The organism is Pseudomonas sp. GW460-12-10-14-TSB1, from assembly GCF_017349775.1.
Taxonomy (GTDB): Bacteria; Pseudomonadota; Gammaproteobacteria; order Pseudomonadales; family Pseudomonadaceae; genus Aquipseudomonas; species Aquipseudomonas piscium.
The window spans coordinates 1-23,933 of record NZ_JACNAC010000072.1 but is presented as its reverse complement, the minus strand read 5'-3'; the positions used below and the strand labels follow the sequence as shown (position 1 = coordinate 23,933).

Genomic DNA, 23,933 nt, shown 5'->3' with positions numbered 1-23,933 from the left:
CATCCAGCTATCCGGCCCGGGCGGGCGCTGAATAGCGACAGGCGAAAGCAATGACATAGGTTGCAGGGCTCACAGTTCGCTTAACTGATGGTTGTGGCCACAGGCTGCTGAAGAGTGGCAAGCAAGTTGCCAGGACGGTGGCCCACGGTAAGCCCAGTACGCTTCTGACTCGTTCTTCGTTATCTCTTGATCAGGTCTCATCCGGCCGGCTGACGCCGACGCTGAATTAAGGCTAGACCCTCTGTGGCGGATCGCTAATAGCCGGGCTATTGCTTGTTGATAGGAACAAGCTTTTATCCGCCCTGCGCAGTTGAAGCCAATGATAGGGACAACGCCTGCGGGGTCGCCTGCTTTCCGGCGCCTGGCGCGCTTTCGTCACGCCCCAAGCCTGCCCAGCACGGGAGAAGACCATGAACCAGCGCCCGCGTTGCACAGCCATCCACGAAGCCGGCCACGCCCTGGCCTTCTGGTGGAACGGTCAGCCGATCGCCCGTGTCAGCGTGCGCACCAGGGCCGAAGCGGCCGCTGGTCCGATGCTCGATCTGCGTGGCACCGCGCATTATGTAGAAGGTTTGGTGGAGGCCGATTACCTGGTCCCGCGCCCCGCCTTCGATGCCCCGGGAATTGCCGAATACCTGCCGTCGATGGTCGAGGCCATCGAGCGCGACCTGCTGCATTGCTTTGCCGGCCCGATGGCCGAAGCGATCTACCGCCATGGCCGATCCGACAGGCTGATCAGGGGCAGCGGCCGCAGCGACCTGAGCCGCGGCCATGAGTTGATCTGCCTGCTGCCGCCGCGCAAGCTGCTCGACGCCGAATCCCGGGCCATGGCTCGTGCCAGCTGCCTGGTGCACCGCTACTGGCCGGCGGTCGGCGCGCTGGCGGACCTGCTGCAAGAACGCGGCACGGTCGAGGGGGAAAGCATCAGCGCATTGCTGTGCGCCATCAGCGGCGAGTCGCCGACGCTACTGGGTAACGATCTGGCGAGCCTCGACCCCTGAGAGCGTGGCGCTGAACCGCGCCGGCTTGCGCGATCCGTGAAGTCAGCCAGACTGTCTGCCAACCGCCCGCCTGGCCCGGGCGGTTTTCATCGCCATCGCCCCATCGAGATCACCATGTCGCAGTACCCAGGCGTCGACGCCAAAGGTTTTATCCAGTCCCTACCCGACCAGCCGTTGCAACCGGTGTTCAGCCCTCTGGTGGATGAGCTCTGTGCGATGCTCTCGCGGCGTTTTCCGGCGCTGCTCGACGGCCTGTACCTGTACGGCAGCGTGGCCCGTGGCGATGCGCGGCCGGGCACCTCCGACCTGGATGTGACCCTGGTGCTGGCCTGGGCGCCGAGCCCCGAGGAGCGCCAGCGGCTGGAGGAGACTCGGCAGGAGCTGGAGGCACGGCACCCGCAAGTGTCGAAGATCGATTTCGATATCGGCGTGCTCAGCGAGGTGCTGGCGCCCGACAATCGCTACCGCTGGGGTTTCTGGCTCAAGCATCAGTGCCGCTGCATCTGGGGCAATGACCTGGGGCTGCGCTTCGAGCCCTTCCGCCCGAGCCGGACCATCGCCCTGGCGCTGAATGGCGACTTCCCCCAGGTGCTGGAAGGTTACGCGCAGCAGCTGGAACAAAGCCGCGAACCCTTGCAGCAACAACGCCTGCAACGGGCTGCGGCGCGCAAGGCGCTGCGCTCGGCCAACCTGCTGCGCGGCGAGCAGGAACGCGGCTGGCCGACCACCCTGGAGGAGCATGCGCAGCTGCTGTCGGCGGCCGAACCGGGAATGGCCGAGTACGCCGCGTTCTTTCTCAAGCAGGCCTATGTGCCCCAGGGTTCGGTGAGTGAGTTCGTGCAGCGGCTACGGGCCTACAGTGCGTTGCTGGCGGGGGAAAGCACTCAGGATTGAACGGCCTATCTGTAGGAGCGGCTGGTCGATGGCTCGCGACAGGATCGGCCTTCTACGTCGAATGACATTAGGTTATCGCGGGCAAGCCTCGCTCCTACAGAGGCTGGGGTGTCTTGCTGCCACGTCCCGACATGGCTCAGAACTAAGCCACTGAATCCAGCGCCCGCCATCGACGCTGCTGGCTGAGCAGGGCCGCCAGCATCGCCATGAACACCAGCCCAGTCGCCAGGGCGAAGGTGAAACTCATACCGCTGGCGATAGCCTCGGCGCTTGCCGTGGTGAGGTCCCCTGTCACCGCGGCGAACACCGCGCCCATCAACGAGGCGCCGGTGATCAGCCCGAGGTTGCGCGACAGGTTGAGCAGACCGGAGATCACTCCGCGCTGCTCGGCGCCCACATCACTCATCACCGCAGTGTTGTTGGCGGTCTGAAACGTTGCATAACCCAGGGTGGTGATAACCATGGGCCCCAGGTAGCCACCGATGCCCAGGCTCGCTGGCAGCAACGCCAACATCAGGCAGCCAAGGGCCATGGCGCCAAGACCGGCGAGGATCATCGGCCGCACGCCAAACCGATCGGCGATGCGCCCGGCCGGCACGCCGCTCAATGCGGTGACACAAGGGCCGAGCGACATCGCCAGGCCCACCGCAAGGGTTTCCAACCCTAGCCCGTGGGCCAGGTAAAAAGGCCCGACCACCAGCGTCGCCATCATCACCGTCGAGACCAGCGCGCTCATGGCCAGGCTGCCGCTCAAGGCCGCATCGCGAAACAGCGCCAGGCGTATCAGCGGCGCGGCCACCCGCGCTTCCACCCAGACAAACAGGCCGGCCGCCAGCAGCGCCGCCAACAGCAGCCCAGCGTTGAGCAAGCCGAAATGGCCACGCCCCAGGGTCATGGCCAGCCCGTAGGCCAGCAATGTGAAGGCCAGCAGCAAGGTGCCCAGCGGATCGAAAGCCCCCCGTTCAAGGGCTCGCGCCTGACCACCGGCCGGCAGGTACCGATAAGCCAGCGCCCAGGTCAGCCCGCCCAACGGCACACAGACCAGGAACAGCGCCTGCCAGCCGAACCCGGCGATCAACACCCCGCCCAGGGACGGACCGAGGGCGGTGCCGATCGCCGACATCGTGCCCAGCAGGCCCATGGCGCTGCCGGTGCGGGCCTGGCTGACGGTCTCGCCGACCAGGGCCAGGGTCAGCGCCATCATGATCGCCGCGCCCACACCCTGCAGCGCCCGGGCGGCGATCAGCATCTCCAGCGTCGGGGCGGCGGCACAAAGCATCGAAGCCAGGGTAAACAGCAGGATCCCCACCAGCAGCAGGCGCCGCCGCCCCAGCAGGTCGCCGAGCCGGCCGACGCTGACGATCAGCGCGGTCATCGCCAGCAGGTAGGCAAGGACCACCCATTGCACCTGCTGGAAGCTCGCCCCGAACGCCTGCACCAGGGTCGGCAAGCCCACGTTGGCGATACTGGTGCCCAGGGACGCCAGCAACATCGACAGCGACAGGCTGGCCAGCGCCCAGCCGACTGATACAGCCTGTGGTTCTGATCCGGTACTGACTGGCTTCACTCTGCACTCCCTCTCTGACCCGCGTGAAACGGCGCTGTCGCCAATCTAGCCCGCGGTCTAACATGGCGGAAGGCGCAGGCTTTGCAGGTTATTCGTGCGTCTGACGCCATCTCACTCTTATGCCAGACGGGGCTGCCGCTATGTCCACACCCGATCTCAATCTGCTGATCACCCTCGACGTGCTGCTCGCCGAAGGCAGCGTGGCCCGCGCCGCCCAACGCCTGCGGCTGAGCCCGTCGGCGATGAGCCGGGCCCTGGCGCGCCTGCGCGAAACCACCGGTGACCCGCTGCTGGTGCGCGCCGGCCGCGCCCTGGTACCGACACCCCGCGCCCTGGAATTGCGCGAGCGGGTCGGCCACCTGGTACAGGACGCCGAAGCCATGCTGCGCCCCGTCGAACGGCTCGACCTGCAGCGCCTGGTGCGCACCTTCACCCTGCGCAGCAGCGACGGTTTCGTCGAGAACTTCGGCCCGGCCCTGGTCGCTCGCCTGCGCACCGAAGCCCCTGGGGTGCGCCTGCATTTCCTGCAGAAAACCAGCAAGGACAGCACAGCCCTGCGCGACGGCACGGTCGACCTCGACACCGGCGTGGTGGACGCCAACGCCAGCCCGGAAATCCACACCCGCGCGCTGTTCCGCGATCGTTTTATCGGCGTGGTGCGCAACGGCCATCCGCTGAGCCGCGGGCCGATCAGCGCTGCCCGTTACGCCGCCGGCGAGCATGTGCTGGTATCGCGCCAGGGTCTCGATCGCGGGCTGGTGGACGATGCATTGCAGGCGGAGGGCCTGGCGCGCGATATCGCCACCGTCGTTGGCGGTTTCTCCGCCGCCCTGGCGCTGGTCCGCGCCTCGGACCTGATCGCCGCCGTCCCCGAACGCCATACCCACAACCTGCACAGCGGCCTGCACAGCTTCGCCCTGCCGGTGGCCACGCCGGAAATCACCGTGTCCATGCTCTGGCACCCGCGAATGAACAGCGACCCGGCGCATCGCTGGCTGCGCGACTGCGTGCGGGAAGTGTGTGGGGAGTGAGTCAGGCGCTGCCAAGGGAAGACCAGCTGCCCTGTGCTTGGCTGTTTACCGACCGGCGCGCCAATCCCATGAGGGTGACAGTGCCTGCATCGCAAGTTGCAGTCACACAGGTAGCGTCGTTACAAAGCGGGCAGAGTGTTTTTCAAAACCTCAGGAGAACGCAGCGATGTCTTGAGGTTTTCCAAAACCAATAGGCTTCCATTTGAGAGCTGCCAGTCGAAAAAGTCCGAAAAGTCATCCTTGGCCAACGCGCGAATGGTCTTGGCAACGAAGCCATGGGCGACCAGCAAAACCGTTCTTGACGGGTGCAGCGCTGCCAGCACCGCCAAGCCTTGCTGTACACGAATCACAACCGCTGCAATCGACTCACCACCGGTTGGTCCGATCGCCCATTGGCGCGTGATATTTCGCGACCACAGTTGTGGGTAGCGTTCTCTTGCTTCTGCTTGGGTCAACCCTTCGAAAACCCCGACATCGCGCTCTCGGAAGCAGTCCATGGTCTCTAATGGAAGATTCAGCTCACCATTAAGAATCCTCGCGGTTTGCTGGGCCCTCAGGCGGGGAGAGACGACGATGACCTCTATATTCCTCGGCAGTTGCTCCTCAAGCGCGCGAGCCTGCTGCATTCCCCGTTCGGTAAGCCCGGGATCAAGCGCACCCAGGTAGCGCTGCTCGGCGTTGGCCCAGGTTTCCCCATGTCGCACGACATATAAATGCATGAAATCCATCCCGAACAATTGCGAGCGAAGAGTGTACCTACCGGTAATCACCAGGAGTTGCCAAGTCTCGCTCAATAACGCCAGCACCTTTGACCGCTCTGTCATACCTCGGGCATGACCCCCGCCACCGATGCCGGCGCAGAATGCTGGCGCAGCGCGCGCAAGCTGCCACGCAGTTCGGCCGGCCGCACCGGCTTGGACAGGATGGCGATATTGCGGTCGTGCAACGCGGCCTGGATCTTCTCGACCTCATGCCCGGTGAGGATCAGCGCCGGCACCGCCCAGCCGCGTTGCTGGCGCAGGCTGTCGATGCATTCGATGCCCGTGGTGTGGTTGCCCAGGTCATAGTCGGCGACGATGACGTCGCAGTCGCTGACCAGGTCCCGGCCGCAAGGCTCGGCCTGAACCACACAACCCCAGCGCTCGAGCAAGGCCGAAGTGGCCAGCAGCACATTGCGATCATCCTCCACCAAGCACACCTTCAAGCCGGTCAGCAGCCCAGCCTGCCGCGCATCGTCGTGGCGGCCTACTTGCAACTGCGGTGGCGCCACCGGCAACCCGTACAGGCTCACCGCAGTGCCGTGGCCAAGCCGCGAACGGATCGCCACCTCGAGCCCCATCAACTGCCCCAGGCGCTTGACGATGGACAAGCCCAGGCCCACGCCTTCGACGTCCTTGTCCCGTAGCTCGCGCACCCGATAGAACTCCTCGAACAGATTCGGCAGATGCTCCTCGGCAATCCCCCGGCCCTGGTCATAGATGACGATGGCCAGCCCCGCGCCGCGCTTGCGCACGCCGATCAGCACCGGGCGCTGGGCCGCGTATTTGAAGCAGTTGGACAGCACGTTCTGGACCATGGTGGCGAGCAGCGCCGGGTCCGCCCGGACCCAGCGCGCGCAGGGGCGCAAGCGCAGCTCGACCCCGGCCCAGCGCGCGGCCTCGGCGTTCTGCCGCACCTGGTCGGCGAGGAATTCGCCCAGGTGCAGGGTCTGGAAGCTCGGCTGCACTCGCCCGTTGTCCAGGGTGTAGAGGTCGAGAATCGAGCGGAACAGCTGCGAGACGTTGAGCAGCGAGCGGTCGATGTTGTCCACCAGGCGCCGTTCCTCGTCGCCCAGGCGCGCCTCGCGCAGGCAGGCGGTGAACAGGCCGATGGAGTGGATCGGCTGGCGCAGGTCGTGGCTGGCCTGGGCGAGAAAACGCGACTTTTCCAGGTTGGCGGCAATCGCCTCTTCCGAAGCCTTGCGCGTGCGTTCCAGCAATATATGGGCGTAGATCGGGATCACCGTGCTGGTGATCAACAGCATCAGCACCATGAAGGGCTGCGCCTGCCACAGCGGCGTCAGGCGATAGATGGCCAGCAGCGCCAGCAACGCCAGGACCGTGGCGATCGCCAGGTAACGCGAACCAAAGCGCATGCCATTGCCCAGGTTGACCCAGACCATCACCGCGTACAGCGGCAACGCTGCTTCCCCGCCGACCACCAGGCCGAACGAAGTGCCGGTGTAGTCATAGACCATGCCCAGCACCCGCCGCGCCGGATAATGCCCGGGCCAGCGCACGATGGCCTGGCGCAGGACAATCGACAGCAGCAGGAACAGGACGATGTAGATCACGATTGGCAGGTAGGTATCGACCCGCTGCCCGGGAAGGAAACCGAGTACGCTGATATAGGCCAAAGCGCAGCTGCCCACGATGGTGCGCAGGTTGGCTTGGTCGAGTTCGGTGTTTTTCTCGAACTTCATGGGGAACATCCTTGTGCAGTAGTCGTCATACCCAGCACGAACCACAGGCAGTTACCTGGCCCGCTGCTAAAGTAGCATGCCTCAAGGGTCTGTACGAAAAGTCGGCGAGCGAAGGCCAGGCAAGGCAAAAACAGACGAGGAAGCGGAGTGTAGGGGCCTACATGAGCATTCCGAGCCTGTTTTTAACGCAGCATGACCTGCGTAGCGCCGAAGGCGCCCAGCGTGCAGCCACTTTTCGTACAGAGCCTAGGAAAGCTCGACCCAAGGAGGGTCCTCATGGCATGTCGGATCATCATAGCCGACGATCACCCGCTGTTTCGCGAAGGCATGTTGCGCACTGTCCAGCGCCTGTTGCCGGATGCGCTGATCGAACAGGCCGGCGACCTGGACACCGTACTCACCCTGACCCAGGCCGGCGACGAGCTGGACACGCTGATCCTCGACCTGCGTTTTCCAGGCCTGACCTGCGTCAGCCAGTTGGCCGAGCTGCGCAAGCGACTGCCGCGCACCACCCTGATCGTGGTGTCGATGGTCGATGACCAGACGCTGATCGGCGAGGTCATGGCCGCCGGCATCGACGGTTTTATCGGCAAGAACATCGCCCCGGACGAGATCGGCCAGGCCGTCCTGGCCATTCGCGAAGGCGAGGTGCTGGTCAAGTTCGCCCCTTCCGGCCTGCTGCCCCTGGGCACCGGCGCCACCCTGACCACGCGCCAGCTCGAAGTGCTGCGCCTGATCGCCCAGGGCAAGACCAATAAGCAAATCGCCCGCGAACTGGAGATCTCGCCCTTCACCGTGCGCATCCATGTGTCTTCGCTGCTGCGCATCCTCAACGTGCCGTCGCGGGCCGCCGCGGCGGTGAAGTATTCAGGGGGACTGTAGCCCGGCTCGTCGCCTGCCAGCGCGTGGCCGCCCAGGCAGGTCGATACTGTGTGGGTTTCCCTGCTGGCAAGTCGTGCGCCCCACACTTCACCGAGGAACCGGACAATGCCGCTGACCCTGTATTTCCATCCGTTGTCGTCGTTCTGCCACAAGGTGCTGATCGCCCTGTACGAACACGGCATCGCCTTTGAAAAGCGCATCATCGATCTCGCCAACGACGCCGACCGGGCCGAGCTGCAAAGCCTGTGGCCGCTGGGCAAGTTCCCGGTCATCCGTGATCACGCCCGGCAGCGCGATGTGCCGGAATCGAGCGTGATCATCGAGTATCTGGATCGGTTTTACAGGGGCCAGAAGCCATTGATTCCCGAGGATTGGGACAGTGCGCTGGAAGTCCGGCTGTGGGACCGTTTTTTCGATTGCCACGTCCAGGGGCCGATGCAGCGGATAGTCGCCGATCGCCTGTATGGCACCAACGGCGACCTGAACAAGGAACGCGCAGCCCTGCTGAGCGCATACGCCATGCTCGAGCAGCGCATGGCCTCGAGGATCTGGGTGGCCAGCCCGGACTTCAGCCTGGCCGACTGCGCCGCCGCCCCGGCGTTGTTCTATGCCAGTACGCTCGTGGCCTTTGCCGACGACCATCGCCACCTGAACGCCTATTTCGAGCGGCTGATACAGCGGCCGTCGTTCCAACGGGTCATCGACGAAGCCCGCCCCTACTTTGTCCATTACCCCTTCGCCGAGGCCATCCCGCAGCGCTTTCACCAGCAGTCGGGCAAGGACGAGTCGATGGGGTGATCCGGGCACAAGAAAACGGGCCGCTTGAGCATCCACACGGATACCGGGGCATTACGGGAGCGTTTGATAAAAACAGAAGGATGGAGTGTTTCGGGAGGACTCGCCTCATGCCTGGCGGCTGAGGGGTACCTGAATGGATAAGAGATGGCAGGGGCGGCTGGATTCGAACCAACGCATGGCAGGATCAAAACCTGCTGCCTTACCGCTTGGCGACGCCCCTATCTCTGGTATTGCCTGCTCTCGCTGCAAGGTCCGTGGGTAGACCTCTGCAAGAACGCGCGGAAATTTATCAACTTTTTCGTCGTCTGTGAAGCCACAAATGCATAAATTTGTTTTTAAAACAGCTACTTACTTTTTAGGCCAGGACTGAGGTAAAAACCGCCGATACCTGGCAACCGCCATACAACGGGCGCCAGCTGCTGATCAGCAGCCAACAACGACGGCGACGCGTTTAGCGATTCCCCCGCCGGCAACTTGGTGCAAAATACCCCGCTCAGGTTGTAGCCCAGCCCCAGTCGCGTCGTGCCGCGCAACGAGAACCGATATGAAAACCCATTGTGAGATAAGCGATGTGCCCAAGCCGCCCAAACCCCAGCGCCAGTGTGATGGCAACCTTCACCACATCACCCACCAGCAGCCGGCGGTAACAGCATGATCGAAGTCACCGAGGTTTCCATTGCCCAACTGCGCGCCGCGCTCGAATCTGGCCAGACCACGGCGGTCGAACTGGTCCAGGCCTATCTGGCGAGGATCGATGCCTACGACGGCCCCGACACCCCCACCGCCCTCAACGCGGTAGTGGTGCGCAACCCCGACTCCCTCAAGGAAGCCCAAGCCTCCGACGCCCGTCGGGCCAAGGGCGAAACCCTGGGTCCGCTCGATGGTATCCCCTACACCGCCAAGGACAGCTATCTGGTCAAGGGCCTCACCGCGGCCTCCGGCAGCCCTGCCTTCGCCAACCTGATCGCCTATCGCGATGCCTTCACCATCGAACGGCTGCGCGCCGCCGGGGCGATCTGCCTGGGCAAGACCAATATGCCGCCCATGGCCAACGGCGGCATGCAGCGCGGGGTCTATGGCCGCGCGGAAAGCCCATACAACGCCGACTACCTCACCGCACCCTTCGCCTCGGGTTCATCGAACGGCGCAGGGACTGCCACCGCTGCGAGTTTCGCCGCCTTCGGCCTGGCGGAAGAAACCTGGTCGAGCGGCCGCGGCCCGGCCTCGAACAATGGCTTGTGTGCCTACACCCCTTCGCGCGGGGTGATCTCGGTGCGCGGCAACTGGCCGCTGACCCCGACCATGGACGTGGTGGTGCCCTATGCCCGGACCATGGCCGACCTGCTCGAAGTGCTCGACGTGGTGGTCGCCGAAGACCCGGACACCCGCGGCGACCTGTGGCGCCTGCAACCCTGGGTGCCGATCCCCAGCGTGGCCTCGGTGCGCCCGGCTTCCTATCAGGAACTGGCCGCCAGCGGCAGCGCACTGGCCGGCAAGCGCTTCGGCGTGCCGCGCATGTACATCAACGCCGACCCTGAGGCAGGCACCAGCGAGGCGCCGGGGATCGGTGGCCCGACCGGGCAACGCATCGACACCCGCCCTTCGGTGATCGGCCTCTGGCAGCAGGCGCGCCAGGCGCTCGAAGCCGCGGGCGCCGAAGTGCTCGAAGTGGATTTCCCCCTGGTGTCCAATTGCGAAGGCGATCGCCCCGGCGCGCCGACGGTGTTCAACCGCGGCCTGGTGTCCAAGGAATTCCTGCACCATGAATTGTGGGACCTGACCGCCTGGGCCTTCGATGACTTCCTGCGGGCCAACGGCGACCCGCAACTCAATCGCCTGGTGGACGTCGACGGCCCGCTGATTTTCCCTCACGACCCGGGCACCCTGCCCAACCGCGAAGGCGACCTCGCCGCCGGCATGGACGAGTACGTGAAGATGGCCGAACGCGGCATCACCCCTTGGGATCAGATTCCTACCGTGCCCGACGGCCTGCGCGGCCTGGAGAAAACCCGGAAGATCGATCTGGAAGACTGGATGGACAAGCTGGGGCTCGATGCGGTGATCTTCCCGACCGTGGCCGACGTCGGCCCGGCCAATGCCGATGTCGACCCCGCGTCGGCGGATATCGCCTGGAGCAACGGCATCTGGGTGGCCAACGGTAACCTCGCCATCCGCCACCTGGGCGTGCCCACGGTCACCGTACCGATGGGTGTCATGCCGGACATCGGCATGCCCATCGGCCTGACCTTCGCCGGCCGCGCCTACGACGACTCGAACCTGCTGCGCCTGGCGGCAGCCTACGAGTCCACCGGCAGCAAACGCTTGATTCCGCCGCGGACTCCGGCGTTGGCGGACAGTAAACAGGTGGCTGGTCAGTAATGGAAAGGACGGGATTGGAGCAGCTCTGCCTCCAATCCCGCCCGGTAATGACAAGCCTGAATCATCAGGCCGTCCCTCGACATCATCACTCGCCCAAATAGTCTGCGGTCGACCTTGCCCGAAGCTGTTTGAAAGCCATCCCCCCGTCTGAAAAAGCCGCGCTACCCAACCAGCGAGCCTCGATTCTGTTGTTCAAATGAGAAGAGTGCCTTGTCGTGAGTCCGCTCGAATTGCAGCGGTGTCACGGTGATATGCCCGGCGAGAAGCTCCGCCGTCTCAGTGCCTGGCTCATCGGCTTGCGTGTGCCTGTCCAGCTTCAGCCAGTGATATTCAAGCCCGCGAGGATCGTTTTCCGTACGCACGGAAACGCCGTTCAAGCGCCCCGAGCCTTGACGCGTCAGTTTCAATGGAAGCACGGCATCCGGCGCGCAGTCGGGAAAGTTGACGTTCAAGCAAACATCCTCGGGCCAGTTCATGTCCATCAGTTGCGTGATGGCTTGCGGCCCATGATTGAGCGCGTTATCCCAAGGCACCGTACTTCTGTCGGTAAAGGCCTGGCTCAAGGCGATGGCAGGAACGCCAAACAGCAACCCCGTCATGGCGCCGCCGACCGTCCCCGAAAATACCGTTTCCACCCCCAGGTTCGCGCCTCGGTTGACCCCAGACAGAATCAGGTCGGGCCGGTCGTGATTGAGCAGATGCCCCAACGCCATTGCCACGCAATCGCCCGGCGTCCCGGTGACCGCAAAGCGTCTTTGGCCATGGCAACTCAGCCGCAGAGGTGTGTGAAGGCTCAGCGAATGAGAGGTGCCGCTTTGATCGAGCAACGGCGCCACAACCCAGACCTCACGCGCCAGTTGGCCCGCGATGCGTTCGAGAATCTTGAGCCCTGGTGCGTCTATGCCGTCATCGTTGGTGAGAAGAATCCGCGCGAATCTCGGATGATCGTTAGCCATCGTAATCCCCCCTCGTGATGTTCCCGGTCCGACGCTCGGAATGGGCATCGTCGCGAACCGTATTTAGCTATAATTACATAGCTATTTTTTCATAGGTATGACGGCATGAATATTTCGTTGTTTCGCGGACAGTTGACCCGCCTGGGCAAACGCCTGCGCCAGGAGGCGCAGAACACTCCCGAGACCTGGTCGCAGATGCTGGTGATGAGTGCAATCGAGCGGATGGACGGCATGGCCACGCCCTCGAAAATCGCCGAAGAGGAAAACATGCGCTCCTCCAACCTCGCCTCGCTGCTGCGGGACCTGGAAGCCCGTGAACTGATTACCCGCACCCAGGACACCGGCGATCGTCGCCGCACCTGGCTAGAGCTGTCCGAAAAAGGCCGGCTGGTGTTGCAGGCCAGCCGGGATCAACGTGATCAATGGCTGGACAGCGCGGTGAACACCTGCCTAACGGATAAGGAACGCAAACAACTGGCAGCGGCCGGAGCACTGATGGAGAAACTCAGTGCCTTCAGCCTGCCGGGTGACCTGTAAAAAAGAGGCGCGCTTGAAAACTGTGATCCACTCGTGGCAGGTCCCAAGACAGCGCCGCGCCTCTGCTTCCCTCATCTACTGGCGTGGCTGGGTGGTCGAGAAGATGTAGCGTGCAAAACGCCATTGGCCATCGCTTTCTCGATGCAACAGGAAAACCTCCTGGTTGCCTTCGGCGCTGGCAGGCTGATCGCCCTTCAGCAGCTTGACCGTTCCGTTGGAACGAGTCCGGGCGAACGCCCAGTCCCGTGACAGCGGTTGGATCTCATCGATGGTGAAACGCACGTTCAGCCTGATCAGGTCGAAGACCTGCCGATACGCCGCGCGTACCGCGTCACGGCCTACAGCCGGCGGGCTGTTCTGCGGCATGAACACCGCATCGCCGGCATACAGGGTCATGACCTGGTCGAGGTCGGAGGTGTTCAGCGCCGTTTCATAACGCTTGAGTTGCTGGGTGACCGCCGCGGTCACCCCCGCCTCGGCGCCCGGCTTGGCGGCCTGGGCCGCCAGGGGCAGCAACAGGCTGCCGAGCATCAGTGTGATCAATGGGATACGCATGCTGTTCTCCTTGAGATCAAAGCACCACGACGAGCTTGCCCAGGGCGCGATCGCTTTCCATCAAGCGGTGCGCCTCGCGGACTTCGTCAAAGGCGAAGGTTCGGGTATGGATCGACGGTATGCGCTTGGCGGCGAGTTCCTTGGCCAGCCAGGGCAGTGGCGTGTCCTGCAGGGGCAAGGCCGGCGTCCCGAACAAGCCGCTCGGGAAGAAGTTCAGGCGCACGCCCGCGGGCAGGTCCTGCATCAGGTGGAATTGCTCCAGGATGGGGGCACCACCGAGCAGTCCGATCACGCTCACCGCGCCGAAGGGGCGCAGGGTCTTGAGGGTGTCCCGCAGGGTGGGCGCGCCTACGATTTCCAGGGCGGCATCGACCCCATCGGGCGCGATTTCGCGAATGCGCGGGGCAATGTCGCCGTTGTCGACCACCACCACGTCGGCCCCTGCCTGGTAGAGGCGCTGGCTGTTTTCAGGGCTGCGGGTGGTCGCGATGACCTTCAATCCGCGAGCCTTGGCATAGGTAATGGCGGCCAGGCCAACCGATGAAGTACCGCCGCGTACCAGCAAGGTCTGGCCCTTCTGGATGCCCAGGCTCTTGTCCAGCGCGCCCCATACCGTGAGGTACGCCTCGGGCAGCGTGGCCAGCTGTTCCCAGGACAGCGAAGTGTCGTCCAGCGCGATCACATTGTTGCACAGCACCGTCACCTGCTCGGCGTAGCTGCCGTTACGGGTGAACTGCATGCCCCCCATGGCCGTGACCACCCGCTGGCCAGTGCGCAACAGGCCCGAAGGGTCCTGGATGACTTCGCCTACCGCCTCGATGCCCGGCACCCGAGGTGCGCTGATGGCGCCCATCTTGCCAGCGCGCAGATAGGTTTCGGCGCGGTTGAGGCCAAAGGCGCGAACGCGGATCAGCACTTCGTCGGCCGTCGGCGCGGGGGATGGGATATCCCGCAGTTGCAGGACTTCCGGGCCGCCGGTCTGTTCGATCACATAAGCTTTCATGGTGGAGTTCCTCAAGTACGTTGTGGGTTGAAGCCATTGCCATCTGGGCAAGTGGCCTCACTATCCATCAATCGAAACTGGAAGATAATCCACACAACAGATAGGCTTCCTCTCACCAATGAGAGGAGCAATCATGGACTTCAACGCCGTCCGGATGTTTGTCAGCGTGGCGCAGACCGGCAGCCTTTCCGCCGCCGCCGAACGCCTGGAGATTCCCCTGCCGACCTTGAGCCGGCGTATTCGCGAACTCGAACAACAGCTGAAGGTACAACTGCTCGAACGCTCGGTACGGGGCACCAAGCTCACCGACTCGGGGGCACGCCTGTACGAACACGCCAGCCGCGGCATCGAGGCATTGGTCGAGGGCGAACAGGCGGTGATCAGCGATCAGGCGCTGTTGAAGGGCCGTTTGCGGCTGTCGTTGCCGCCCTCGTTCGAACCCTGGTGGGATGTGCTGTCGGCATTCCAGCGCCGCTATCCGCAGGTCGAGGTCAGTGTGCATACCACGGAACGGCGCATCGACCTGATCGAAGACGGTGTGGATGTGGCGCTGCGGGTCGGTGCGATTACCCACGAGACCATGGTTGCCCGCCGCCTGCTGAGCTATCGCCACCTGCTGGTGGCCAGTCCCGGGTTGATCGAGCGGCTGGGCCCACCCAGCAGCGTCGAGGCGCTGAACGCCTACCCCTGCGGTGTCTGGAGCCAGGGCAGCCCGGGGACCTGGCAGTTGGGAGACGTGGCCTTCAGGCCCAGGGCTATGCTCGCCACCAACGACTATGCGCACCTGCGCAGCCGCGCGCTGGCCGGTGACCTGGTGACGGAGCTGCCGCCCTTCCTCGCGGCACGCGCCATCCGCGAAGGCCGGCTATTGGCGCTGCTGCCCGACCATCCCTTGCCGGAGCAGCAAATCAATCTGCTCTACCCGTCCCATCGTCACCCATCGGCCATCGTGCGGGCCTACCTGGACTTCGCCCAGGGCTACATGGGCTATCTGACAGAGGTATCGTCTACCCGGCAGTGATCGATCCTGAGGGGCCCAGGCACGACCCGAGTCGATCACCCCTCCTCCAGCCGCTCCCGCAGAAACTCGATAAAGCGCTGGGTCTTCGCCGGCAGCAGGCGGGTTTCGGTGAGGGCGTAGACCGGGATGGGGCTGGCTTGCCACTGCGGCATCACCCTGCGCAAGCTGCCATTGGCCAATTCCTCGGCGACTATGCCTTGCGCCAGCACGGCGATGCCCAGGTCGAGCGTCGCCAGGCGACGGATCAGGCCCACGCTGTTGAGCTGGAAGCGCCCGCCCACCTCGACCTCCAGCGTTTCGCCAGGGCGGGACAGCGTCCAGTTGTCGGCTTTGGGCGAGCGCAGGCGCAGGCATTCATGCCCCGCCAGGTCCCTCGGATGAACCGGTTCGCCGAAACGTTCCAGATAAGCCGGTGAGGCGTACAGATAACGCGGCAGGCTGGCAAGCTTGCGTGCAATCAGGTTCGAGCTTGGCGGCTCGCCCATGCGAATGACCAGGTCGACCGGCTCGCTGATCAGGTCGACCTGGCGCGGCGTCAGGTCGAAATCGAAGCTGATGCCCGGGTAACGGCCGGCGAACTCGGCGATCAGCGGCGCCAGGTAGATAGTGGCGAAATCCACCGGCAGCGATGCCCGCAACAGGCCGCTGGGCCGCGCCAGCATTTCCCCCAACTGCTCGTGGGCGAGCCGGGCCTCCTCGACGATGCGCTTGCAGCGATCGAAGTACAGCTGCCCCGCCTCGGTCAGTTCGATCTTGCGCGTGGTGCGGTGCAGCAGCCGCAGGCCGATGGCCTTTTCCAGGCCGCTGATGCGCCGCGACAAGGTCGAGTTCGGCATCTCCATCGCTTCCGCCGCGCGGCGGAAACTGCGCGCCTTCACCACCTCGACGAACAGCGCCATATCGTTCAGCAATTCCACGCCGATTGCTCCATCAGTGGATCAGTCATTTCAATTCAGGCGGATTTATCCCGCCTCTGGATTGATTAATGATAACCACATCGCCAATTGAGGAGCACTGCCATGAATTCGCTTTTTACCCCCGTCCAACTAGGTCGCCAGCATTTGTCCAACCGCCTGGTCATGGCGCCGATGACCCGTTCCCGCGCCGATGACGCCGGGGTGCCCAGCGAGTTGGCGGTGACCTATTACGCCCAGCGTGCCGGCGCCGGCCTGATCATTTCCGAGGGTGTGTTCCCCGCCGCTCTGGGCCAGGGCTATGTGCGTACCCCGGGGATCGAAACCGCGGCGCAGGTGGCCGCGTGGAAGCAGGTCACCGCGGCGGTGCACGCCCGCGGCGGGAAGATCTTCATGCAGTTGATGCACTGCGGCCGCATCTCTCACCCTTCGCTGCTGCCTGAGGGCGTCCTGCCCCTGGCCCCCTCGGCGATCAAACCGGCAGGCCAGACCTGGACCGCGACCGGCCTGCAGGATTTCGTCACCCCCCATGCCCTGAGCGTGGAAGAAATCGCCATGGTGGTCGCGGGCTACCGGCAGGCCGCGCACCTGGCCATCGAGGCCGGTTTCGACGGGGTCGAGCTGCATGCCGCCTCGGGTTATCTGCCGGAACAGTTCCTCTCGTCCGGCAGCAACCAGCGCAACGATGCCTACGGCGGCTCGGTGGAGAACCGCGCGCGTTTTGTCCTTGAGGTACTGGCGGCGCTCACCGCGGAAATCGGCGGTGACCGGGTCGGCCTGAAGATCTCGCCGGAAATGAACTTCAACGACATCACCGACGCCAACCCGCAGCAGACCTACCGCTACCTGGTGGAGCAGTTGCGCGGGCTCGACCTGGCCTACCTGCACGTGGCCCTGTTCGGCGCCAGCCTCGACTACCACGCCCTGCTGCGCCCGCTGTTCGACGGCCGCTACCTGATCGGTGGCGGGCTCGACCAGCAAGCCGCCGAAGCGCTGCTCGCCGATGGCCGGGCCGATGCCGTGGTATTTGGCGCGGCCTTCCTCGCCAACCCGGACCTGCCCGAGCGTTTCCGCCTGGGCGCCGAGTTGAATGCGCCGCACAAGGAGACCTTCTACAGCCCGGGCGCGCAAGGCTATATCGACTACCCGAGCCTGGGTGCCTGAGGACACCGCCATGACCCACATCGCACACCTGCAGCGGATGAACCACGGCAGCCACTTCCGGGCCTTCACCCTGCGCGGTGGCCAGCCCATCACGGCCATCGACCCCTTCCTCGTGGTCGACCATGCCTGGACCAGCGGGCCGACCTTCCCGCCGCATCCCCATGCCGGTTTTTCCGCGGTGTCCTACCTGTTTCTCGACTCCGAGACCGGGATCGACAACCGCGACTCCCTGGGCAACCGCAACCTGATCCAGCCCGGTGGCCTGCACTGGACCGCGGCGGGCACAGGCGTGGTGCATGAGGAAGTGCCCGCCGAGACGGGCAAGACCGTGCACATGCTGCAGGTGTTCATCAACCTTCCGCAGCCCTTGCAGGGCGCGGCACCCTTCGTCTTCAGCCTCGAAGCCCAGGACGTGCCGGTGGTGCAGCTGCCAGGGGTGAAAGTCCGGGTGCCGCTGGGCGGCTTCAGGGATGTCCGCTCGCCACTGTCGCTGCCCACCGAGGTCAGCTTGCTCGACATCTCTCTGGAGCCAGGCGCGCAGGTGAGGGTGCCGATCGCGGCGGGCCATGGCGCCTTCGTGATGCCGATCGACGGCGAGCTGTCGGTGGATGGCCAGCCCTTCGACCTGATGCAGGCCCGGCTGCCGGTAAGCCTGCCGCAGCCCGAGGAACGCCAGCTCAGCCTGCGGGCGGACCAGGGGCCGGCCAAGGCAGTGCTGTTTTCCGGGCGCCCCCTGGGGCAACCGGTGTATTGGCAGGGGCCGCTGGCCCTTGCCTCGCAAGAGGCGCTGGCCGCGGCCGTCGAGGCCTACCAGCGCGGGGCGTTCGGCACGCTGCAAGCGCGCTGATCACCCTGACCATCAATCGGGGCGCAACACTTCCACCTCCCAGGGCGCGAGCACCCCAACCTCAGATACCAGGAGCACCATCATGTCCTACGAAAGATTCAGTACCGAGAATGCCGCCCTGCTGTTGATCGATCACCAGGTGGGGACCATGCGCTGGGTGAAATCCATTCCCTTCGAAGAGATGAAACGCAACGCGCTGATGCTCGCCAAGGCCGCCAGCATTCTGCAACTGCCAGTGGTCCTGACTTCGAGCATGGAGGAATACGCCCAGGGTCCGCTGCTGAGTGAACTGGAGCAGATCCTGCCCAGGGAATTCGCGGCCCGCATCAAGCGCCTGGGGATCGTCAACGCCATGGACGATGACAACTTCGCCAAAGCGGTCCAGGCCACCGGTCGCAAGAAACTGATCATCGCCGGGGTCACCAATGACGTCTGCACGGTGTATCCGGCCCTGAGCCTGGTGCGCGATGGCTATGAAGTGCAGGTGGTGGCCGACGCTGGCGGCTCCCCCAGCGCCATGGCCGATGACATTGCCCTGCGCCGGATGGACAAGGGCGGCGTGACCCTGACCAGCACCAACCAACTGATCGCCGAACTGGCGGGAAGCTGGGCGACGCCGCAGGGCGGTCAACTGGTGCAGGTGCTGATGACCGCGCTGCAAGGCTGAGCCCCGCAATAAGGATCGCCGGAAGTGCATGAAGCGGTTCCGGCGATCTTCGTTCACTGATGATCCTGGCGAAGGAAACGCCAGGCCATCAGATAAAGATCGTGCCCTTCAGATACAGCGCGCCCTGGCCGCTGATCAGCACCCGGCCGTTATCCAGCACCTCGCACCACAGCTGGCCCTTGCGCGCCCCACCCTGCTCCGCGCTCAGCCGGGTTTTGCCCAGGCGCTGGGCCCAGTACGGCGCCAGGGAGGTGTGGGCCGAACCGGTGACCGGGTCTTCGTTGACGCCGACGCTGGGGCCGAACCAGCGGGAGACAAAGTCGAACTGCTTGCCCGGCGCGGTGACGGCGATGCCGCGCACATCGAAGTTGGCCAGGGCGGCGAAGTCGGGCTTGAGGCCGGTGATGATTCCTTCGTCCTCGACCACCAGCAAATAGTCGTCGGTACGGTACAGGGCTTCTGCGCGCGGCAGGCCGAGGGCTTGCAGCAGGCTCGGCGGAATCTCCACAGCCGCCGGCTGCTTGGCCGGGAAGTCCATGGACAGGCGTTCGCCGTCCCGGCGCACGCGCAACTCGCCGCTGCGGGTGCTGAAACGCAGCAGTTCGCTGGGCTCGTTCAACTGTTCGAACAGCACCCAGGCCGCCGCCAGGGTGGCGTGGCCACAGAGGTCGACTTCCACGGTCGGGGTGAACCAGCGCAATTCGAACAGCTCACCGTTGCGCACGAAGTAGGCGGTTTCCGAGAGGTTGTTCTCTTCGGCGATCCATTGCAGCGTGGCATCGGGCAGCCAGGCGTCCAGCGGGCAGACCGCCGCCGGGTTGCCGCCGAAAGGCGTGGAAGAAAAAGCATCCACCTGAAAGATGTCGAGCTGCATCGGGTTCACTCCTGTTGACTGGCTTGGTCTGTGGCCCGGATCTGGTCCAGGTAGTTGTAGATGGTGTAGCGGGTGACACCCAGGGCCGCGGCGGCCTTCTCGATGCCGCCCTTGACGATGAACAGCCCGCGGTCCTGCATCTTGCGCACGGCGTCGAGCTTCTGGGCCTTCTTCATCAATGCCCGGCCGCCGGGACAGGCTTGCTGAATGATTTCCGCCATCAACTGCTCCATGTCCTGGGGCTCGTCGTGGCGCGGTTCGGGGGCTGTGCCCAGGCCCAGCAGCTCGCCCAGGCAGGCATGGGCGGCGGCGATACCGCTGAGGTCGGCGTTGGTGCACAGGGTGGCGAAGGGCTGGCCGCAGCTGTCGCGATACACCACCGTCGAGCTGCGCAACGGGCGACCGTCGGGCGCGGTGGTCGGGTAGTTCTCCACCAGCACCGGCTCGCTGCCGGAGCTATCCTCCATGGCCCGGCGCACGGCGATAAACCCCAGGTCCTCGCGCGGCCCGGCCAGCACCGGGCTGCCGACCCGGCGACCGGTGACATGGCCATTGGCGATGGCAACGATAGAGGCCTCGGGCCGGGTCAGGTCATGCAGGACGATTTCGGTGTGCCGGCCCACCACGCTGCCGAGCATGTTCAGGGTGCTGTGCAGCACCTTGAACACCAGCTGGCGTTCGGCGGCACACTCGGGGGAAAAAGGGCTGCTGGGGGTTTTCATGGCGGTTTCGCAGAAAAAGAATCTGGCGAAAATATCAACATTAAGTTGAATATTCAACTTAATGTTGACCAAAGTCATTCAGTCTTCCTCTACGGTCCCCAACAGCCATTCCTTGAACGCCAGCATCGCCGGGCTCTGTGTCCGTGACTGCAAACGGGTCAGCCAGTAGCTGCCGGTGGTAATGCCCACCGCGAACGGCTGGACGATGCTGCCGGCGTGCAGCTGCCGGGCGAACATCAGCGGCGGCGCCAGGGCCACGCCTATGCCCTGCTGCGCGGCTTCCATCATGCCCAGGGACGAGTCGAAGACGATGCTGCGCGACGGCAGGGTGCTGGCCGGCAGGCCGGCGGCGCTGAACCATTCCGGCCACTCGTCGGTACGGTAGGAGCGCAGCAGGGTCTGGCCGAGCAGGTCAGCGGGGCTGTGCAGCTGCCGCGCCAGCTCCGGCACGCAGAGCACCGACAGCGGCGCTTCCAGCAACTGGATGGCATCGGTGCCGTGCCAGGCGCCACTGCCGAAACGGATGGCGTAGTCCAGGCCTTCGGCGGCAACATCGACCCGGTTGTTGTGGGTCGACAGGCGCAGGTCGATAAACGGATGCCGCGCCTGGAAGTCCTCCAGGCGCGGCAGCAACCAACCAACGGCAAAGGTACCGACCGCGCCGACGCTGAGCATTTCACGGTAGTGCCCGCCTTCGAAGCGGCCGAGGGTTTCGGCGATGCGATCGAAACACTCGCACAGCACCGGCAGCAGGGTTTCGCCCTCGCTGGTCAGCATCAGCCCGCGGGGCAAGCGCTTGAACAGGGTGACGTTGAGCTGGGCCTCGAGGCTTTTCACCTGATGACTGACCGCCGCCTGGGTCACGCACAGCTCGATGGCCGCGCGGGTAAAACTCAAATGCCGCGCCGAGGCCTCGAAGGCCCGCAGGGCATTCAGCGGCAGATGGGGTCGAATCATGAGCACTCCCTAATTTTTCTAATGGCTCCTGCGAAATATCGTCGTTTGTCGATCCTTCGCCAACCGCCTACATTGAGCCGGCTCGCAGCGCCCTGCCCCCTGACTGCAAGGGCAGGCGCTGGCAAAAGCCGCTCGGAGTGTAGCGGCCATCACCCTGCAAAATCATGGAATGTCAGCCCATCATGCACAACAAAAACCTAGCCCTATCTGGATTTTTCGCCGTTTCCCTGCTGCTGTCCGGTGCCAGCGCCTGTCTGGCCGCCGGCCAGCCGGACAGCGCCCTCAAGCCCCTGGTCGACGCGGCGATCCGCCCTTTGATGCAACAACAGGACATCGCCGGCATGGCGGTGGCCATCAGCATCAAAGGGCAGCCCCATTACTTTAACTACGGCCTGGCCTCCAAAGAGGGGCAGAAAGCCGTCGACGCCGACACGCTGTTCGAGGTCGGCTCGGTGAGCAAGCTCTTCACCGCGACCCTGGGGGCCTATGCCCAGGCCAGCGGCAAACTGTCCCTGAACGACCCGGCCAGCCGCTACCTGCCGGCATTGAAAGGCAGCGCCTTCGAGCACATCAGCCTATTGCAACTGGGAACCTACAGCGCCGGCGGCCTGCCGTTGCAGTTCCCGGCGCAGTGGGACAGCCAGGACAAGATGCTCGGCTACTACCAGGCCTGGAAACCGGCCTTTGCCCCCGGCGCCCAGCGCCTGTACTCGAACCCGAGTATCGGCCTGTTCGGCTACCTGGCCGCGCAAAGCCTGGGGCAGCCCTTCGAACAATTGATGGAGCAGAAGCTGTTCCCGCAACTGGGCCTGCAACACAGCTATATCCAGGTGCCGAACTCGCAGATGAGCCATTACGCCGAGGGCTACGGCAAGGATGGCAAGCCGGTGCGGGTCGGCCCCGGCGCCCTGGATGCCGAGGCCTACGGGGTGAAGACCAGCGCCGCCGACCTGCTGCGTTTCGTCCAGGCCAACCTCAAGCCCGAGTCGCTGCCGCAACCCTGGCCGCAGGCAATCGCCATCACCCACACCGGCTATTACCAGGTCGAAGGCATGACCCAGGGCCTGGGCTGGGAGCTCTACCCCTACCCGCTCAGCCTGGATGCCCTGCTGGCCGGCAACTCGTCGCAGATGGCCTTCGAACCGCACCCGACCCGCTGGTTTACCCCGCCCCAGGCACCACGGGCCAATACCCTGTTGAACAAGACCGGTTCCACCAACGGCTTCGGCGCCTATGTGCTGTTCGTGCCCGGCAAGGACATCGGCCTGGTGCTGCTGGCGAACAAGAACTACCCCAACGCCGAACGGGTCAAGGTCGCCCATGCCCTGCTCGATGCCCTGGACAAGCAGGTCGGCGCGGCTACGCAACCCTGAGAAAAACAGTGGCCGGGTCGATTGACGGACCCGGTCGCTGGACCGGCTGGGGGCACGCCTTATCCATCACAACGCGCTCCGCGACGATGATCGGCGCTGGATAAAACCGGCGGAACGCGCCATCCTCCGCGTCTTTTTCCGCGCAGCCCCTGGGGGCGCACGTTTTTCCAAGGAAGCCGTCCATGTATAACCAGCCGCTCAGCCCCGCCGAGTTCGAATTCATCGAAGACACCCTGCTCAAGTACGGCGACGACCATTCCGTGCTCAACCTGGCCGAGCTCGACGGTTTTTGCACCGCCCTGGTGTCCGGCCCGGCCCAGGTGGACATCGCCGAATGGTTCCCAGCCATCTGGGGCGGGCAGAACCCGGACTGGCAGGACCCCGAGGAGTGCAAGCGCTTCATCGAGCTGAGCGTGCGCCACCTGAACGCCCTCGCCACCGCACTGGCGAGCGACTCGGCGAGCTTTCAGCCGCGCTTCGAACAGACCGAGCATCAGGACCAGCCGCTGACGCTGGCGGAAGAATGGTGCTTCGGCTACCTCCGCGCCATGGCCGTAAGCAACTGGCCCGAACTGCCTGCCACCCAGGCCGCCCAACTGCAAGCCATCATCACCTGCGCCGAACAGGACAACTTCGAACTGCCGGCCGACCTGGATCTGGTTCAACACCGTCAGACAGTGGCCAGCGTCGAGCAGGCGGCCCGGGCGCTGCACGATTACTGGTTGGCGCAACGCTGAGAATGGCGTGAGGGTAGGTCACTCACCTACCCTCAGGCTCCAGGCTAGCGAGCCAGACTGCATCGTGAATAGTGCGGACTAGCTTCTTATTATCGTCATCGCTATGTACTCCAGGCCCAGGCTCACCAGCAGCCCGCCCATGATCCAATGCGAAACAATCAGTCTTCTTTTAAGAGGCTGAGGAAAGTTGCTTATCTCATCAGCATCCAACAATCCCCTTCTAATGAAGAAGCCGGGACATGCCAGATAACCCGCTACCACCCCCACCATCATCATCCGCCCCCAGGCTCCCATATGCAGGTAGAACCTGTTGCCGGTGATCATCTGGCAGTTTTTGACATACCCGAGCATCTCGTCCATGCGGGTATATCCCCAATACAGATAGATACCGATCATGGTGAACATGCCGAGAAAAGTTATCCCCCCCAAAGAAGCCAGTACCAGATCAGCAGTAGTAACGTTACTCATTTCCCTGCCTCATAAACGACCTCTCCCAAATACGCCCCGAACCCGTTACCCGCCTCACCCAGCACATAGCTCCCACCACCAATGACAACAAGGCCACACACTACGCTGCCAACTCCCCCCGTAGG

General features: G+C 64.3%; 24 protein-coding genes and 1 tRNA gene. 13 read left to right on the top strand and 12 right to left on the bottom strand.

The features are described 5' to 3' along the window. Positions 1 to 410: 410 nt before the first annotated feature. Complete coding sequence (locus tag J4D52_RS27695; protein WP_102678012.1) at positions 411 to 1,001, top strand: hypothetical protein; 591 nt, start codon at positions 411 to 413, stop codon at positions 999 to 1,001. Between the two features lie 114 nt (positions 1,002 to 1,115). Beyond that, positions 1,116 to 1,895, top strand: a complete 780-nt coding sequence (locus J4D52_RS27690; RefSeq protein ID WP_102678011.1) for a nucleotidyltransferase domain-containing protein — start codon at positions 1,116 to 1,118, stop codon at positions 1,893 to 1,895. Between the two features lie 142 nt (positions 1,896 to 2,037). Here J4D52_RS27690 and J4D52_RS27685 read toward each other — a convergent pair whose 3' ends face one another. Beyond that, positions 2,038 to 3,462, bottom strand: a complete 1,425-nt coding sequence (locus J4D52_RS27685; RefSeq protein WP_102678010.1) for an MFS transporter — start codon at positions 3,460 to 3,462, stop codon at positions 2,038 to 2,040. A 140-nt stretch (positions 3,463 to 3,602) separates the two neighbouring features. On the opposite strand from J4D52_RS27685, the gene J4D52_RS27680 reads away from it, so the two are divergent. Continuing rightward, entirely contained in the window at positions 3,603 to 4,493 is an 891-nt protein-coding gene (locus tag J4D52_RS27680) for a LysR family transcriptional regulator (RefSeq protein WP_063432295.1), read from the top strand. A gap of 119 nt (positions 4,494 to 4,612) precedes the next feature. Here J4D52_RS27680 and J4D52_RS27675 read toward each other — a convergent pair whose 3' ends face one another. Together J4D52_RS27675 and J4D52_RS27670 are read right to left on the bottom strand one after the other, a co-directional pair. Continuing rightward, positions 4,613 to 5,287 (bottom strand): histidine phosphatase family protein, encoded by a 675-nt coding sequence (locus J4D52_RS27675; protein ID WP_231103269.1) that lies wholly within the window; start codon positions 5,285 to 5,287, stop codon positions 4,613 to 4,615. A gap of 26 nt (positions 5,288 to 5,313) precedes the next feature. Then, positions 5,314 to 6,954: a hybrid sensor histidine kinase/response regulator gene (locus J4D52_RS27670; protein WP_063432297.1), complete on the bottom strand. Its 1,641-nt coding sequence runs from the start codon at positions 6,952 to 6,954 to the stop codon at positions 5,314 to 5,316. A 276-nt stretch (positions 6,955 to 7,230) separates the two neighbouring features. On the opposite strand from J4D52_RS27670, the gene J4D52_RS27665 reads away from it, so the two are divergent. Both J4D52_RS27665 and J4D52_RS27660 read left to right on the top strand, forming a co-directional pair. Next, on the top strand, positions 7,231 to 7,836 hold the full coding sequence (locus J4D52_RS27665; RefSeq protein WP_063432299.1) for a response regulator transcription factor: 606 nt from the start codon (positions 7,231 to 7,233) through the stop codon (positions 7,834 to 7,836). Positions 7,837 to 7,941: 105 nt separating this feature from the next. Then, on the top strand, positions 7,942 to 8,634 hold the full coding sequence (locus tag J4D52_RS27660) for a glutathione S-transferase family protein (protein WP_063432301.1): 693 nt from the start codon (positions 7,942 to 7,944) through the stop codon (positions 8,632 to 8,634). Between the two features lie 145 nt (positions 8,635 to 8,779). Here J4D52_RS27660 and J4D52_RS27655 read toward each other — a convergent pair. Next, positions 8,780 to 8,854, bottom strand: a tRNA-Gln gene (locus tag J4D52_RS27655). A 431-nt stretch (positions 8,855 to 9,285) separates the two neighbouring features. On the opposite strand from J4D52_RS27655, the gene J4D52_RS27650 reads away from it, so the two are divergent. Next, positions 9,286 to 11,013: an amidase gene (locus J4D52_RS27650; protein WP_063432303.1), complete on the top strand. Its 1,728-nt coding sequence runs from the start codon at positions 9,286 to 9,288 to the stop codon at positions 11,011 to 11,013. 161 nt (positions 11,014 to 11,174) lie between these two features. Here J4D52_RS27650 and surE read toward each other — a convergent pair whose 3' ends face one another. Beyond that, a complete protein-coding gene (surE, locus tag J4D52_RS27645) occupies positions 11,175 to 11,969 on the bottom strand; it encodes a 5'/3'-nucleotidase SurE (RefSeq protein ID WP_063432305.1) in 795 nt (264 codons plus the stop codon). A 105-nt stretch (positions 11,970 to 12,074) separates the two neighbouring features. On the opposite strand from surE, the gene J4D52_RS27640 reads away from it, so the two are divergent. Further along, a complete protein-coding gene (locus J4D52_RS27640; RefSeq protein ID WP_102678009.1) occupies positions 12,075 to 12,506 on the top strand; it encodes a MarR family winged helix-turn-helix transcriptional regulator in 432 nt (143 codons plus the stop codon). Positions 12,507 to 12,581: 75 nt separating this feature from the next. Here J4D52_RS27640 and J4D52_RS27635 read toward each other — a convergent pair whose 3' ends face one another. Both J4D52_RS27635 and J4D52_RS27630 read right to left on the bottom strand, forming a co-directional pair. After that, positions 12,582 to 13,061 (bottom strand): SgcJ/EcaC family oxidoreductase, encoded by a 480-nt coding sequence (locus J4D52_RS27635; protein WP_102678008.1) that lies wholly within the window; start codon positions 13,059 to 13,061, stop codon positions 12,582 to 12,584. A gap of 16 nt (positions 13,062 to 13,077) precedes the next feature. Beyond that, complete coding sequence (locus J4D52_RS27630; protein ID WP_102678007.1) at positions 13,078 to 14,064, bottom strand: zinc-binding alcohol dehydrogenase family protein; 987 nt, start codon at positions 14,062 to 14,064, stop codon at positions 13,078 to 13,080. A gap of 133 nt (positions 14,065 to 14,197) precedes the next feature. Here J4D52_RS27630 and J4D52_RS27625 point away from each other — a divergent pair, with 133 nt between their 5' ends. Continuing rightward, positions 14,198 to 15,085: a LysR family transcriptional regulator gene (locus tag J4D52_RS27625; RefSeq protein ID WP_025804920.1), complete on the top strand. Its 888-nt coding sequence runs from the start codon at positions 14,198 to 14,200 to the stop codon at positions 15,083 to 15,085. A 35-nt stretch (positions 15,086 to 15,120) separates the two neighbouring features. Here the strand turns inward: J4D52_RS27625 and J4D52_RS27620 are convergent, their stop codons facing one another. Beyond that, a complete protein-coding gene (locus tag J4D52_RS27620) occupies positions 15,121 to 16,002 on the bottom strand; it encodes a LysR family transcriptional regulator (protein WP_102678006.1) in 882 nt (293 codons plus the stop codon). 102 nt (positions 16,003 to 16,104) lie between these two features. Here J4D52_RS27620 and J4D52_RS27615 point away from each other — a divergent pair, with 102 nt between their 5' ends. The 3 genes from J4D52_RS27615 (at position 16,105) to J4D52_RS27605 (ending at position 18,677) form a co-directional block, all read left to right on the top strand. Beyond that, positions 16,105 to 17,163: an alkene reductase gene (locus J4D52_RS27615; RefSeq protein WP_053280101.1), complete on the top strand. Its 1,059-nt coding sequence runs from the start codon at positions 16,105 to 16,107 to the stop codon at positions 17,161 to 17,163. 10 nt (positions 17,164 to 17,173) lie between these two features. Then, positions 17,174 to 18,010 carry a pirin family protein gene (locus tag J4D52_RS27610; RefSeq protein ID WP_102678005.1) on the top strand — a complete coding sequence of 279 codons (837 nt, stop codon included), beginning with the start codon at positions 17,174 to 17,176 and terminating at the stop codon, positions 18,008 to 18,010. Positions 18,011 to 18,092: 82 nt separating this feature from the next. Beyond that, complete coding sequence (locus J4D52_RS27605) at positions 18,093 to 18,677, top strand: isochorismatase family protein (RefSeq protein ID WP_102678004.1); 585 nt, start codon at positions 18,093 to 18,095, stop codon at positions 18,675 to 18,677. Between the two features lie 88 nt (positions 18,678 to 18,765). Here J4D52_RS27605 and J4D52_RS27600 read toward each other — a convergent pair whose 3' ends face one another. From J4D52_RS27600 to J4D52_RS27590, 3 genes are all read right to left on the bottom strand, one after another. After that, entirely contained in the window at positions 18,766 to 19,551 is a 786-nt protein-coding gene (locus tag J4D52_RS27600) for a PhzF family phenazine biosynthesis protein (protein ID WP_063432320.1), read from the bottom strand. Positions 19,552 to 19,556: 5 nt separating this feature from the next. Continuing rightward, a complete protein-coding gene (locus J4D52_RS27595; RefSeq protein WP_063432393.1) occupies positions 19,557 to 20,273 on the bottom strand; it encodes a transcriptional regulator in 717 nt (238 codons plus the stop codon). 78 nt (positions 20,274 to 20,351) lie between these two features. Then, a complete protein-coding gene (locus tag J4D52_RS27590; protein ID WP_102678003.1) occupies positions 20,352 to 21,230 on the bottom strand; it encodes a LysR family transcriptional regulator in 879 nt (292 codons plus the stop codon). 182 nt (positions 21,231 to 21,412) lie between these two features. Between J4D52_RS27590 and ampC the strand changes: the two genes are divergently transcribed. Then, the gene (gene ampC, locus J4D52_RS27585; protein ID WP_102678002.1) at positions 21,413 to 22,603 is read left to right on the top strand and encodes a class C beta-lactamase; all 1,191 of its coding nucleotides are present in this window, start codon (positions 21,413 to 21,415) and stop codon (positions 22,601 to 22,603) included. Between the two features lie 182 nt (positions 22,604 to 22,785). Continuing rightward, on the top strand, positions 22,786 to 23,340 hold the full coding sequence (locus tag J4D52_RS27580; protein WP_102678000.1) for a UPF0149 family protein: 555 nt from the start codon (positions 22,786 to 22,788) through the stop codon (positions 23,338 to 23,340). A 78-nt stretch (positions 23,341 to 23,418) separates the two neighbouring features. Here the strand turns inward: J4D52_RS27580 and J4D52_RS27575 are convergent, their stop codons facing one another. Next, complete coding sequence (locus J4D52_RS27575; RefSeq protein ID WP_063432330.1) at positions 23,419 to 23,808, bottom strand: hypothetical protein; 390 nt, start codon at positions 23,806 to 23,808, stop codon at positions 23,419 to 23,421. Positions 23,809 to 23,933: the final 125 nt, after the last annotated feature.